The 13,049-nt window shown below is 56.6% G+C and carries 12 protein-coding genes; 4 read left to right on the top strand and 8 right to left on the bottom strand.

Translation table 11 applies throughout. The features are described from left to right. Positions 1 to 200: 200 nt before the first annotated feature. The 3 genes from ACOCD2_RS04950 to ACOCD2_RS04940 form a co-directional block, all read right to left on the bottom strand. A complete protein-coding gene (locus ACOCD2_RS04950) occupies positions 201 to 2,423 on the bottom strand; it encodes a nitric oxide reductase activation protein NorD (RefSeq protein WP_293645109.1) in 2,223 nt (740 codons plus the stop codon). A gap of 38 nt (positions 2,424 to 2,461) precedes the next feature. Beyond that, positions 2,462 to 3,271: a CbbQ/NirQ/NorQ/GpvN family protein gene (locus ACOCD2_RS04945; protein WP_293679653.1), complete on the bottom strand. Its 810-nt coding sequence runs from the start codon at positions 3,269 to 3,271 to the stop codon at positions 2,462 to 2,464. Positions 3,272 to 3,426: 155 nt separating this feature from the next. Next, positions 3,427 to 4,806, bottom strand: coding sequence for a ribulose-bisphosphate carboxylase (locus ACOCD2_RS04940; RefSeq protein WP_293645105.1), 1,380 nt, complete (start codon positions 4,804 to 4,806; stop codon positions 3,427 to 3,429). Positions 4,807 to 4,926: 120 nt separating this feature from the next. On the opposite strand from ACOCD2_RS04940, the gene ACOCD2_RS04935 reads away from it, so the two are divergent. Both ACOCD2_RS04935 and ACOCD2_RS04930 read left to right on the top strand, forming a co-directional pair. Then, entirely contained in the window at positions 4,927 to 5,859 is a 933-nt protein-coding gene (locus ACOCD2_RS04935; protein ID WP_293645103.1) for a LysR family transcriptional regulator, read from the top strand. Then, on the top strand, positions 5,852 to 6,658 hold the full coding sequence (locus ACOCD2_RS04930) for a TatD family hydrolase (RefSeq protein ID WP_293645101.1): 807 nt from the start codon (positions 5,852 to 5,854) through the stop codon (positions 6,656 to 6,658). Before ACOCD2_RS04935 ends, ACOCD2_RS04930 begins: the two co-directional genes overlap by 8 nt. Here the strand turns inward: ACOCD2_RS04930 and ispD are convergent. From ispD to ACOCD2_RS04905, 5 genes are read right to left on the bottom strand one after another with little or no spacing between them, the layout of a single operon-like run. Next, entirely contained in the window at positions 6,609 to 7,289 is a 681-nt protein-coding gene (gene ispD / locus ACOCD2_RS04925) for a 2-C-methyl-D-erythritol 4-phosphate cytidylyltransferase (RefSeq protein ID WP_293645099.1), read from the bottom strand. The two genes, ACOCD2_RS04930 and ispD, sit on opposite strands and share 50 nt — an antisense overlap. After that, positions 7,286 to 7,588, bottom strand: coding sequence for a cell division protein FtsB (gene ftsB / locus ACOCD2_RS04920; protein WP_293645097.1), 303 nt, complete (start codon positions 7,586 to 7,588; stop codon positions 7,286 to 7,288). The genes ispD and ftsB overlap by 4 nt, the downstream gene beginning before the upstream one ends. 7 nt (positions 7,589 to 7,595) lie before the next feature. Further along, on the bottom strand, positions 7,596 to 8,873 hold the full coding sequence (eno, locus tag ACOCD2_RS04915; RefSeq protein ID WP_293645095.1) for a phosphopyruvate hydratase: 1,278 nt from the start codon (positions 8,871 to 8,873) through the stop codon (positions 7,596 to 7,598). Positions 8,874 to 8,929: 56 nt separating this feature from the next. Next, a complete protein-coding gene (kdsA, locus tag ACOCD2_RS04910) occupies positions 8,930 to 9,766 on the bottom strand; it encodes a 3-deoxy-8-phosphooctulonate synthase (protein WP_293645093.1) in 837 nt (278 codons plus the stop codon). 5 nt (positions 9,767 to 9,771) lie between these two features. Beyond that, positions 9,772 to 11,406 carry a CTP synthase gene (locus ACOCD2_RS04905; RefSeq protein ID WP_293645091.1) on the bottom strand — a complete coding sequence of 545 codons (1,635 nt, stop codon included), beginning with the start codon at positions 11,404 to 11,406 and terminating at the stop codon, positions 9,772 to 9,774. 263 nt (positions 11,407 to 11,669) lie between these two features. On the opposite strand from ACOCD2_RS04905, the gene ACOCD2_RS04900 reads away from it, so the two are divergent. Together ACOCD2_RS04900 and fnr are read left to right on the top strand one after the other, a co-directional pair. Then, positions 11,670 to 12,068 carry a sulfur globule family protein gene (locus ACOCD2_RS04900; RefSeq protein WP_293645089.1) on the top strand — a complete coding sequence of 133 codons (399 nt, stop codon included), beginning with the start codon at positions 11,670 to 11,672 and terminating at the stop codon, positions 12,066 to 12,068. Between the two features lie 215 nt (positions 12,069 to 12,283). Next, positions 12,284 to 13,045 carry a fumarate/nitrate reduction transcriptional regulator Fnr gene (gene fnr, locus ACOCD2_RS04895; protein WP_293645088.1) on the top strand — a complete coding sequence of 254 codons (762 nt, stop codon included), beginning with the start codon at positions 12,284 to 12,286 and terminating at the stop codon, positions 13,043 to 13,045. Positions 13,046 to 13,049: the final 4 nt, after the last annotated feature.

The following is a 13,049-nucleotide window of genomic DNA, read 5'->3' as shown; positions in this document are numbered from 1 at the left end:
GCCGCGTTTGGATGCCTACTTTGCTTCCCCTCTGGCGCTATGCGCACGACGGGTAAGCAGTGCGGCCTCGCGGCTACTGGGGTCTACCAGCCTTCGCTTCGCTCTCCATGGCTGGCAGCGTCGGAGTCAATTTCCTCAAGTCACTGATTGTATGCAACATCATTCCAATTTGACTCCGACCCCTTTCGCAATAGCCGGGGCTATTTGGTCAGGGCAAGGAAGAGTTTGGGCAGTTTTTCCGGCAGGCTCTCGAGCTTGTCGATGATGGAATACTGATTGCCGAAGATATCCGCCACATATTCATCCGCTTTGGGGTCGAGATTGATGCAATAGCTGTAAATACCCAGCTGATCAAGCTCCCGCACCGCCATACGTGAATCCTCGATGAGATGTTTTTCATCACGCACATCGATGTCTGCCGGTTCGCCGTCGGTAATCACGAGCAACAGTTTCTTGTCGGATTTCTGGTGCTCGAGATAATGCGCCGCATGACGCATGGCGGCGCCCATACGCGTGGAGTAACCGGCGCCCATGGCCGCAAGACGCCCTTTCACGTCCATGTTCCAGCCTTCACTGAAGCCCTTTATGTGGTAATAGCGAACTTCGTGACGGGTATTGGAATGGAAGCCCGCAATGGAAAAACTGTCACCCAGCTGTTCGATGGCCCAGGCCAGCAGGGATACCGCTTCCTGTTCCAGTTCCAGCAGGGTCTGACCGGTATTGCCCACCGGCTGGGCCAGGGACTCGGAAAGATCGAGCAGTATGGTCACGGCAATATTGCGGTCGTTGTGTTTGTGGCTGATATTGATACGTGGATCCGGGTTATGCCCGGTCTTGTAGTCGATAAGCGAGCGGATGGCGATATCCAGATCCAGCTCCGTACCCTCTTCCTGGTAGCGTATACGCTGGTAGTTCTGCGGTTTCAGCAGATCCAGCATACGTTTGATCTGCTTTGCCAGACGGTCATGCTTGCGCAGCAAACCATCGATATAAGCCGCATCTTCCGAGGGATGCAGGGTTTCATACACACTGGCCCAATCTGGTCGGTAAGTCTGGGTGGTGTAATCCCATTCCGGGTAGTGCCGGGGTGGCAGCGTGTCGTCAGGTTCGGTTTCTTCCAGTTCAGTGGGCTCTACATGGAAATCCGCATCGTCATCCAGCTCGTAGAACTGCCACAGGTTGCGGTTATCATCCCGGTAGCTGATTTCCGTATCCTTGAACCAGACATTGGGCAAGGCATCTGCCTGGGTGCGGGTGCGCGCCATGTACTGTATGCCCAGCAGTTCCACATCCATCGTGGTGGTATCACCTTTTTCCATGATTTCGAAGAAGCGCTGAACGAATTCCAAGAGATCCGGATTCCTGTAATCATGATCCGGATCGAGAATGGCGCGTGACAGCATGGTCAGGCGATGACGGATACAGGATTCATGTTTCCCGTCACACTCATCCTCGACTGGCACCGGGTGTAATGCCTGGAATATGCGGCGCAGCCCCGGATACTCCTGCATCAGCAGGTATTCGATGCGCGAATCTTCGAAGGTCTCGATGGCGATTCGCTGCATGGGACTGCGGTTGTCGGCAAACACGGGGGCCGTCCAGCGGCGATGCCCGGCCATATGCGCCAGGGCGGCCCGGTACTGATCCATGCCGCTGATACCGTTGTCCAGGTCGTCATAGACATCCGGCAGGAAAATGCCCTTGTCATCGTAATAGGGCCGCGGGTCAGAACGGTCGTCCAGCATGCGCGAGTAAGGGTAGATACTGGCATCGATCTTCCAAAGCGCCAGTTCAAACAGATCCAGACGCCGCTCCATATCCACCAGCAGGGTGCCATGGCGCTCACGTTGCATCACGGCACGGCTGTCTGCCGATTCCAGCGAAAAGAATTCCGCCAGATGATCCGGGTGATGGCTGTGCTGGGCAATACCGTAGTCCATCCAGCGCTTCAGCCCGCCAATCGTCAGTTCCCCGAGCAGTACAGGGGCTTTTTCCAGGAAGGGAATCAGACCGGGGCTGGCCATAGTGGCATGAGAGCCGTGTATGGAAATGGACGTACGTTCCACCATTTCCAGCACGATATCCAGATAGCCCTGCAGCAGCTTGGGTTCTTCCAGACGCCGGGAGATTTCGGCCAAGGACTGCAAGAAAGGCACGATGGCCGCCGCGTTGGGGCTGCGTGAAATCTGATAGGCAGTTTTTGCCGCCGGATATACCATTTTGCCACTGGTGTGCCGGGCAATTTCAGCCGCCTCTTCCATGTAAACCAGCACCGGCTCGGCACCACGTCCCATCATGCACAGCAGTTCGATACCTTCGACAAACTCCGCCAGCGACTTCTCGCTCAGCAACTCCTCCGCTTCGTCGAGACAATCGGCGAGCACTGCCCGAACTTCCTGATAACTACAGTTTACATCCATCATCTACCCTACCCCTGATTGGTATGACCGCCTGCCCAAGATCAGGCAAAGACCGCATCGATGGCATTGTCCAGGGTATCGCGAATATCAAAATCGTCGGTAATCGGGCGCACCATAGCCATCCGGGCCGCATCGCGGGCGCTGATGCCTTTGCTGATCAGGCTTGCCGCATAAACCAGCAGGCGGGTGGAAATACCTTCATCCAGCCCATGCCCCTTGAGGTTGCGTGCAGCCTCGCCCACCTGTACCAGTTTGGCGGCTGTGCCCGCATTGATGCCGGTTTCTTCGGCTACGATCTTTGCTTCAAGATCTGCCGGCACATAGTCGAAGTCCATACCCACGAAGCGCTGCTTGGTGGATTGCTTCAGATCCTTCATCAGGCTCTGATAGCCCGGGTTGTAGGAAATGACCAGCTGAAAATCCTCATGGGCCCTCACGACTTCTCCCTTCTTGTCCAGGGGCAGCGTGCGGCGGTGATCCGTGAGCGGGTGAATCACCACGGTAGTGTCCTGGCGGGCTTCAACCACCTCATCCAGATAGCATATGGCGCCGATACGCGCTGCTGTGGTCAGTGGACCGTCCAGCCAGCGGGTACCATCGGCATCCAGCAGATAACGGCCTACCAGATCCGCTGCCGTCATGTCTTCGTTGCAGGCTACGGTAATAATCGGTTTGCCCAGCTTCCACGCCATGTATTCGATGAAGCGGGACTTGCCGCAGCCCGTGGGGCCTTTCACCATCACCGGCAGGCGGGCGGCATAGGCCGCCTCGTACTGGTCTATCTCATTGCCGGAGGGCTGATAAAAAGGCTCTTCGGAAATCTTGTATTGTTCGATGTCTATATCGCTCATGGTAGTACCTGCATGAATTGATGCTGTGTAGGTCGGGCTTCAGCCCGACAGAAAACATCCCGGAAAAATGTCGGGCTGAAGCCCGACCCACAAACAGAAAGCCCCCGCCAAGGGCGAGGGCTCTCCTTTCCTTTGGCTCAAAGCAAGCTGGAAACTTACTTGTGTACGCCCAGCTTCTCTCTCCAGCCCGGGAAGATAGCATCAGCATCATGGGGGAAGGACTCGAATGCGCGGGCGAATTCCTTGTGCTCCTTGGCGAATTCGATGGGATCCGCGCCTTCTTTCCAGCACTCGTAGGCCTGGCGCAGGGAGATGGCGCCAGCAGCCGGGCTGTCGATGTGGCCGTAAGAACCGCCACCAGCAGTGTTGATCACGTTACCGTGACCCAGGTTCTCGAAGAAGCCCGGCAGACGCAGGGCGTTCATCCCACCTGAGATGATAGGCGTGGTGGGCTTCATGCCATACCACTTCTGGTAGTACACGGGGCCCTGGCATTCGTCTCGCTCGATCATATAGGCGATGACCTTGTCATCAGCAGCGCCTTCCATCTTGCCGTAGCCCATGGTACCCACGTGAATACCCGAAGCACCCTGCAGACGGGACATCTTGGCCAAAACGAATGCTGTATAGCCACGCTTGGAAGAAGGTGAGGTAATCATGCCGTGACCTGCACGATGGTAGTGAAGGTACTGGTTGGGGTATTGGCGGCGTGCGGTGGTAACCATACCGGGGCCACCTACAAAACCATCGACCAGGAAAGCCACTTTGTCGGCATCTTCACCGAAGGTTTCCAGGGCAAAGTCGGCACGGGCACACATTTCATGATAATCATCAGCGGTGATGTTCATGGAGAACAGCTTGGCTTCGCCGGTTTCATCCTGGGCGCGTTTCATGGCATCAGCAACCAGAGGGATTACTTTTTTCACAGGCGCAAACACCTGGTTACCCTGAGGCTCGTCATTCTTGATGAAATCACCACCCAGCCAGAACTGATAGGCAGCCTCAGCGAAAGGCTCGGGGCGCAGACCCAGCTTGGGCTTGATGATGGTACCGGCAATGTAACCGCCGTTCTCAACGGGACGACCCAGAATGCGCCACAGATCGGAAATATCTTTAGCGGGTCCGTCAAACAACTGGATAGCGCGCGGTGGCACATAAAAATCGATCATTTGGCCATATGCAATATCTCCCATGCCCTGGTTGTTACCAATGACCAGGGTAAGAAAGGAAACCAGCATCATGCGGCCATCGGTCACATTGCGGTCGAAAAGTTCCATGGGATAGGCGATACGCATGTCTTCCGCGGCTTCATCAATGTGATAAACCAGTGCGTCAACGCCCTTGGTAAAATCGTCAGTCGTGGAAACTTCCACGTTGGTGCCCGTCGAAGATTCCGCAGCGAAATGCGCGGCAGCTTCCAGATAGCCAACACCATCCACCGGTTTCATTTTGTAGGCAACGAGAATATGCTTGCCGCCTTCAATCAGGTCTTCTTCTTTCAGGCTGAGATCAGCGTAACGATTCGATTGATCCATGGGTACTTACCTCTGTTGATTAAAATTCATTCGGCAGTAACTACCGAGTGAGTGCATTCTGCCTTCAACTTCCCATAAGGTAAAATCAATATTTTATATAGCCGTGATAGACTATTCTCTATGACAAGATTTTCTGCCGACGCCCTCGCCCGCACAACAACCCTGCGCCAGCTGCAGATTCTGGTGGCGGTGGCCCGTCATGGCGGCTATACACGCGCCGCCGAGGCCCTGCATCTGACCCAGCCTACGGTTTCCATGCAGGTGAAAAAACTCAGCAATCATATTGGCCTGCCCCTGTTTGAGCAGCGGGGCAAAAAACTGCAGCTGACCATGGCCGGCCGCAAGACCCTGGAAGCGTCCCGGGACATTCTCAGCCGCCTGGAGCTGCTGGGCGGCGAGATTTCCTCCCTCACGGGGGAAATAAAAGGTGAACTACACATCGCCGTGGTCACTACCGCCAAATACTTCATGCCGCACCTGCTGGGCATTTTTGTACAGCGCTATCCGGAGGTGCAGCCACGCCTGTTCGTCACCAACCGGGAAAAAGTGCTGCAGCGCCTGTCCGACGGCGAAGACGACCTGCTGATCATGGGCAAGGTTCCGGAAGAACTGGCTGTGGAAGCCACGCCTTTTCTGGACAACGACCTGGTGGTGATCGCTCCGCCCGGTCACCGGCTGGCAAAAAAACGCGCCATCCCCCTCAAACAGCTGCTGCAGGAACGCTTTCTGCTGCGCGAACCCGGCTCCGGCACACGGCTGGCCATGGACAAGCTGTTCACGGACAAGAACCTTGTGCTGGAGCCTTATATGGAACTGGGCAGCATCGAGGCGATCAAACAGGCCGTCATGGCGGGACTGGGCATATCCGTCATGTCGGAACACAACCTGCGCCTGGAACTGGACAGTGGCAAGATCTGCGTCCTGGACGTGAAGGGCTTTCCCCTGCGCCGCCACTGGTTTGCGGTACACGCCTCGGACCACAAGCTGAGCCTCGTCGCCAGAACGTTTCTGGATTTCATCCGTGATGAAGGGAGCCTGATACTCCATGAATGAAAAAATCATCGACAGCCACTGCCACCTGGACATGCCGGCCTTCGACCAGGACCGGCAACAGGTACTGGAAAAGGCCCGAGCCGCCGGAGTCATGGGATTTGTGGTCCCCGGCACCACCCGGGACAGCTGGCAAAAGATACTGGATCTTGCCGCCGGCGAAACAGACGTCTACCCCGCACTGGGCCTGCACCCCTATTTTTGCGCCGAACACAATACCGCTCAGGTGGATCAGCTGCGGACATTGGCGGAAAAGATGCGCCCGGTCGCCATCGGTGAAATCGGCCTGGATTTTTTTCGCCCGGACCTCGACCAGGATCTCCAGCTGGAACTGTTCGAGCTGCAATTGCAGGTGGCACAGGATCTGGAACTGCCCGTCATCCTGCACACCCGCAAGGCCCACGAGCAGGTGTTGAAACTACTGAAGCAATACCCGGTCAGGTCCGGCATCAGTCACGCCTTCAACGGCAGCTGGCAACAGGCCAGGCAATATATGGACATGGGGTTCTGTCTGGGATTCGGCGGCATGCTGACCTATGAGCGCTCCAGCAAATTGCGCACCCTGGCGGCAAAGCTGCCTCTTGAGCATTTAGTACTGGAAACCGATGCACCGGATATGCCTGGAGCGGCCCATCAGTATCAGCGCAACAGCCCGGAATATCTGCCTGAAGTGCTGGATGTTCTGAGTGAAATCCGCAGCGAGAGCCGGCAGTCTATAGCCGCCACGACCACCATAAACGTGTGCAGAGTGCTTACCCTGCCAGATAAAACCCGGCCAGTTCCAGATCCGCAGGACGCGTGATCTTGATGTTGCTGGTGCTGCCTTCCACCATACGCGGCCGATAACCGGCCCACTCCATGGCGCTGGCTTCATCGGTAACCGCCACCCCGGCGGCCAGCGCATCCCCCAGTGCCTGATGGAGTTTGCCCAGGGGAAACATCTGCGGAGTCTGGGCATGCCAGAGCTGATTCCGCTCGACGGTAGCAATGACATTTCCGTCAGCATCGGTACGCTTCATGGTGTCATGCACGGGCACCCCCAGCAGACCGCCGGTTCCGGCAGCTGCCAGCCGCATCAGGCGGGATATGTCAGCAGCACCGACACAGGGTCTTGCGGCATCATGCACCAGCACCCAGTCATCCTCATCAGCGTGAGTCAACAGTGACTGCAGCGCATTGAGTACCGAATGACTGCGCTCGGCACCACCGGCCACCGTTTTCACGCCGGCGTCAGCAGCGCTTTGGGTAGTGGGCCAATACCTGTCTTCCTTCCCCAGGGCAACGGTCACGCTTTCGATACCGGGCTGGCTCAGTAACGCCCGAATACTCCAGTCGATCACCATCCTGTCCAGCAGGCGCAGGTATTGCTTGGGAACATCGGAACCCATGCGGCTGCCGATCCCGGCGGCAGGAACGACGGCATGGAAGCTCATGGCCTGGTGGCGATCTCCGGCTCGATGACCTGAAAGAAGGTTTCTCCTTCCTTGATCATACCGAGGTCGGTTCGCGCCCGTGCCTCCACCGCTTCCAGCCCGGTTTTCAGGCTCTGGACTTCCGCCCGCAGGCGCACGTTGCGTTCTTTCATTTCAGCCAGCTGCTGCTTTTGGCGGTCGATCTGCTGTTGCAGGCGATAGACCTCTGCCATGCTGCCCTGCCCCACCCACAGCCGGTACTGGAGCACCACGAACATGGCCAGCAGAATGACGAACAGCAGGCGGAAATACCAGGGCATCAGATCATCAGGCCAGGGGGAAGGCTCCCCTGCCGGCATATACTGCGGTATCGCCCAACTGATCTTCGATACGCATAAGCTGGTTGTACTTTGCCACCCGGTCGGAACGGGACAGGGAGCCGGTCTTTATCTGGCCGGTGTTGGTGGCGACCGCCAGATCCGCAATGGTAGTGTCTTCGGTTTCACCGGAACGGTGTGAGATCACCGCCGTGTAGCCAGCCTTCTTCGCCATGGCGATAGCCTGCAGCGTCTCGGTGAGCGTACCGATCTGGTTGAACTTGATGAGGATTGAATTCGTGATCCCCATATCGATGCCTTTCTGCAGGATGGCCGTGTTGGTCACGAACAGATCGTCACCCACGAGCTGAACCTTGTCACCCAGCATTTCAGTGTGCAGCTTCCAGCCCTCCCAGTCGCTCTCGTCCATGCCATCCTCGATGGAGATGATGGGATACTGGCGCACCCAGTTGGCCAGATATTCCGAAAACCCTGCTGAATCAAAGCTCCGGTTCTCGGAAGCGAGATGGTATTTACCGTCCTTGTAGAATTCCGAGCTGGCAGCATCCAAGCCCAGGTAAATGTCTTCTCCTGCCTTGTAGCCCGCCTTCCCGATGGCCTCGAGAATGACTTCGATGGCCTCCTCGTTGGAACTGAGGTTGGGAGCGAAGCCACCCTCATCACCCACGGTGGTAGCCAGACCACGCTTGCCCAGAACCGACTTCAGGGCATGGAAGACCTCTGCGCCGTAGCGCACAGCTTCGCGCATGGTGGGCGCTCCCACAGGCAGGATCATGAATTCCTGCAGATCCACGCTGTTGTCGGCATGGGCGCCACCGTTGATGATATTCATCATGGGTACGGGCAGGCGCATCTCTTCACCGCCCAGGTATTCATACAGGGGTTGTTCGTTTTCCTGTGCCGCCGCATGGGCTGCTGCCAGGGAGACTGACAGGATGGCATTAGCGCCCAGATTCGACTTGTTCTCCGTGCCATCGAGTTCGATCATGCGCTGATCCAGGGCTGCCTGATCGGCCACATCCATACCGCTGACGGCATCCCGGAGAATACTGTTCACATTGCTTACCGCCTTGAGCACGCCTTTGCCGCCGTAACGCTGGGCATCGCCGTCGCGCAGTTCCAGCGCCTCTCGGGAACCGGTGGAAGCGCCTGAGGGCGCTACTGCACGCCCCATGGCGCCATCGGCGGTGTAGACGTCTGCCTCGATGGTGGGGTTGCCCCGGGAATCCAGGATCTCCCGGGCTCTTACACTGATTATTTCCGACATCTCGTCGTCTCCGAATTTTTGTTAGCGAATTTGTATGAATGCGAAAGTCTGGCCGGTCAACTCAGTCCCTGTTCGATGAAACCACGCTGTTTCACCACGGCATCGAGCTCCAGCAGCGTTTGCAGTAATTCTTCCATGCGCCCCAGAGGCCAGGAATTTGGTCCGTCACTCAGCGCCTTCTCCGGGTTTTCATGGGTCTCCATAAACAGACCGGACACGCCAGCTGCCACTGCCGCCCGCGCCAGCACGGGCACATGCTCGCGTTGACCGCCGGAGGATTTCCCCAGCCCACCGGGCTGCTGCACGGAATGGGTGGCGTCGAACACCACCGGGCAGCCGGTTTTACGCATCACTGCCAGCCCCCGCATATCTGATATCAGGGTGTTGTAACCGAAGGAAACACCACGTTCGCAGACCATGATCTGCGTATTGCCGGTGGCGCGCGCCTTCTCCACCACGTTGGTCATATCCCAGGGGGCAAGGAACTGCCCCTTCTTGATGTTCACGGGTTTTCCCTGGGCAGCCACGCGCTGAATGAAATTCGTCTGCCGGCACAGAAAAGCCGGGGTCTGCAACACATCTGCCACGGCTGCCACTTCGTCCAGCGGGGTGTCTTCATGGACATCCGTGAGTACCGGAAGGTTCAGATCTTTCTTCACCTGCTCCAGCACTTTCAGGCCTTCTTCGATGCCGGGACCACGGTAGCTTTCATGGGAAGAACGGTTGGCCTTGTCGAAGGAAGACTTGTAGATGAGAGGAATATCCAGCGTTGCCGTGATTTCTTTCAGGGCTGCCGCGGTATCCAGCGCAGACTGCAGGCTCTCGACCACACAGGTGCCTGCGATGAGAAAGAACGGGCGATCCAGCCCAACCTCATAACCACACAGATTCATGAAATTCAGACTTCCTTCTTTTTATGCTGCTCGATGGCTGCCTGGATAAAACCGGTAAACAGGGGATGTCCGTAACGTGGCGTGGACGTGAATTCCGGATGGAACTGGCAGGCAAGGAACCAGGGGTGATCCGGCAGCTCGACAATTTCCGCCAGTGTGCCGTCGGCAGAGGTCCCCGTGATGCGCAGGCCCTTTTCCTGCAGCAGTTCGCCATACTGGTTGTTGAATTCGTAGCGGTGACGGTGACGTTCGATGATACGCTCCTTGCCATAGAGCTTTAGCGCCAGCGACCCCTCGGCGAGTATGCATTCCTGTCCGCCAAGGCGCATGGTGCCACCCAGATCGGAGCGCTCGTCACGCTGCACCACGGAACCGTCCTTTTCCAGCCATTCGGTAATCAGCGCGATAACAGGGGCGGAAGTGTCCTTGTCGAATTCGGTACTGTGAGCATCTTTGAGACCGACCACATCCCGGGCATATTCAATTACCGCCACCTGCATACCCAGGCAGATGCCCAGATAGGGTATGCCCTGCTCCCGGGCATAGCGCACAGCTGCTATCTTGCCTTCCACACCCCGGTTGCCGAATCCGCCGGGCACCAGAATGGCGTCCATGGAAGCCAGCTGGCTCAGGTCACCGCTCTCGAAATCTTCCGAATCAAAATAGTGGATATTGACGCGGGAACCCGTCTGGATACCCGCATGAATCAGAGCCTCGTTGAGAGACTTGTAGGATTCGGTCAGATCGACGTATTTGCCCACCATGGCAATATCCACTTCATGCTGCGTGTTGAACAGGCCGTCCACGACCTTTTCCCATTCGGACAGATTGGCAGGCGGCACGTCCAGCTTCAGCTGTTCCACCACGATCTGATCCAAATCCTGATCATGCAGCAGCAAAGGGATACGGTAGATGGTGTCCGCATCCACTGCAGAGATGACCGCCCGCTCCGCCACGTTGGTGAACAGGGCAATCTTGCGCCGCTCCGCATCCGGAAGTGAACGGTCCGCACGGCACAGCAACACGTCGGGCTGAATGCCGATGGAGCGCAGTTCCTTGACTGAATGCTGGGTGGGCTTGGTCTTGATCTCGCCGGAAGTGGGAATATAGGGCACCAGAGTCAGGTGCATGAACAGGACGTTCTCGTGCCCCAGTTCCACACCCATCTGGCGGATGGCTTCCATGAAAGGCAGGGATTCGATGTCACCCACGGTGCCGCCGATCTCCACCATGGCCACGTCGAAATCATCTGCACCCAGCCGGATCTGGCGTTTGATTTCGTCGGTAATGTGGGGGATGACCTGAACGGTGCCCCCAAGATAGTCTCCCCGCCGTTCCTTGCGTATGACGCTTTCATAGACCTGGCCGCTGGTGAAGTTGTTGTGCTTCCCCATGGTGGTGTTGATGAAGCGCTCATAATGCCCGAGATCCAGGTCAGTCTCCGCACCATCTTCGGTGACAAAGACCTCGCCGTGCTGAAAAGGACTCATGGTGCCGGGATCCACATTGATATAGGGATCGAGCTTGAGCATGGTGACCCTGAGACCGCGTGCTTCGAGCAAAGCACCCAGAGAAGCAGAGGCAATACCTTTACCCAGAGAGGAAACTACACCGCCTGTAATGAATATGTATTTTGTCATCAAACCGAAGAAATGGTGGCCAAAAGAAGGAATACCAGACGGGAGAGAACAGTAACAGATAGGAAGACTTCCCTCAATGAATAAAGCAGGCCTGCAGCCCGCCGAATTGGGTCTTTGTCGCAATATTTCTAGCCTGTTCCTACAAACTAGCCTATAGTGACAAGTCCGCGCCGAACAAACCCGGCTCGGCTCCGGGCACATAACGATTCACACGCCCTGTGACGATGCCCTGAATAAACACAATCCATACAAAGGAGTTTTCTATGTCTAAATTTACGAAATTGCTTGGTGCAACCGCCATTGCCGGCTTCGCCGCACTTTCCATGTCTTCCGCAAGCGCCTGGTGGGGTCCTTGGGGCGATCGTGGATACAACAACAATAGCTGGGACAACATGGGTGACTGGCTGGGCGATGGCTCAGGTGACGCCAACTTCAACATGGGCTTCAGCGGGCGTGGCAGTGGCAGTGGCAGCGGCTATGGTCGTGGCTATAACCGCTACGACAACCGTTACTATGGTGGCTATGCTCCCTATGGCTACGGCCCCGGATACGGCTATGCCCCTTATGGCGGCGGCCCCGGCTATGGCTACGGCTATCCCCCTCCCGGCGCTATGCCTCCTCCAAGAGCTCCCCAGGCAGCCCCTGCAGCTCCCGCAAAATAAGGACTGCAGAACAGCCGATAGCCTTGGCGCAGGGAAGCGCCAGCACAAGGCAATCAAAACCATCGCCCTGAAAAGGCCGGTGGTTTTTTTGTGCAAAATCGGTTCCAAAAGTTTCATTTCAGAAAATTGTTTCGTAAGCAAGTATTGATCTGGATCAGATTTACCGACAAAATACACCTCAATTCCTTCGAACCCGCCGACAGCAGAGAAGCCCATTGCCCCAAAGTAAGGTAATTTCCCTGAACAAACTGAAGGTCGCATGTAAAAACTGCGGACTTGCCAAGCTCTGTCTGCCACTTGGTCTCGAAAGCGGTGATATCGATCAACTCGATGCCATCGTGCAAAGCAACCGCCCCCTTCAACGTGGCGGACATGTCTTTCAGACCGGTGACAGGTTCCGCAGCATCTATGTGGTAAAGACAGGTACGATCAAGACCTATACCCAGTGTCCGAATGGCACAGAACAGGTGGTGGGCTTCCATCTTCCCGGCGAAGTGGTTGGCCTGGACGGCATCGAATGCAACAAGCACATCTGTTCGGCCAAGGCACTGGAGACCACGGCAGTCTGCGAAGTCCCTTTCCAGCACCTTGAAGAACTGACATCGACCATACCCGATCTGCAGCATCAGCTGTTCCGCCTGATGAGCCGTGAAATCACAAAGGAAACAGGCCTGATGGTTCTGCTCGGCAAAAGCACGGCAGAAGAACGCCTCGCAGCATTCCTGCTCAGCCTTTCCGTGCGTTTCCATAACCGTGGTTTCTCCGCCACGGAATTCAACCTGAGCATGTCCCGTCAGGAAATCGGCTCCTATCTCGGGCTGGCGCTGGAAACGGTCAGCCGCCTGTTCACACATTTCCAGGATGAAAAAATCCTGCTAGTGGATCGCAAGCACATACAGATCCTTGATATGGATCTTCTCTATGATCTGTTGTCCAATCAGACCACCTGCCTGGACAAACTCGGCGCTCCCAGCTAGGGAA

The organism is Thiolapillus sp. (genome assembly GCF_048562965.1).
GTDB classification, from domain to species: Bacteria; Pseudomonadota; Gammaproteobacteria; order Chromatiales; family Chromatiaceae; genus Thiolapillus; species Thiolapillus brandeum_A.
This window is presented reverse-complemented; position numbering and strand designations above follow the sequence as displayed.

What these genes read in the sequence shown, in the direction of transcription:
- ACOCD2_RS04940 (WP_293645105.1), bottom strand. Translation starts at nt 4,806, where the DNA reads ATGGATCAATCGAATCGTTACGCTGATCTCAGCCTGAAAGAAGAAGAC.
- ispD (WP_293645099.1), bottom strand. Translation starts at nt 7,289, where the DNA reads ATGAGCTTCCATGCCGTCGTTCCTGCCGCCGGGATCGGCAGCCGCATG.
- ACOCD2_RS04900 (WP_293645089.1), top strand. Translation starts at nt 11,670, where the DNA reads ATGTCTAAATTTACGAAATTGCTTGGTGCAACCGCCATTGCCGGCTTC.
- ftsB (WP_293645097.1), bottom strand. Translation starts at nt 7,588, where the DNA reads ATGCCCTGGTATTTCCGCCTGCTGTTCGTCATTCTGCTGGCCATGTTC.
- eno (WP_293645095.1), bottom strand. Translation starts at nt 8,873, where the DNA reads ATGTCGGAAATAATCAGTGTAAGAGCCCGGGAGATCCTGGATTCCCGG.
- ACOCD2_RS04950 (WP_293645109.1), bottom strand. Translation starts at nt 2,423, where the DNA reads ATGATGGATGTAAACTGTAGTTATCAGGAAGTTCGGGCAGTGCTCGCC.
- ACOCD2_RS04930 (WP_293645101.1), top strand. Translation starts at nt 5,852, where the DNA reads ATGAATGAAAAAATCATCGACAGCCACTGCCACCTGGACATGCCGGCC.
- kdsA (WP_293645093.1), bottom strand. Translation starts at nt 9,766, where the DNA reads ATGAATCTGTGTGGTTATGAGGTTGGGCTGGATCGCCCGTTCTTTCTC.
- ACOCD2_RS04905 (WP_293645091.1), bottom strand. Translation starts at nt 11,406, where the DNA reads ATGACAAAATACATATTCATTACAGGCGGTGTAGTTTCCTCTCTGGGT.
- ACOCD2_RS04935 (WP_293645103.1), top strand. Translation starts at nt 4,927, where the DNA reads ATGACAAGATTTTCTGCCGACGCCCTCGCCCGCACAACAACCCTGCGC.
- ACOCD2_RS04945 (WP_293679653.1), bottom strand. Translation starts at nt 3,271, where the DNA reads ATGAGCGATATAGACATCGAACAATACAAGATTTCCGAAGAGCCTTTT.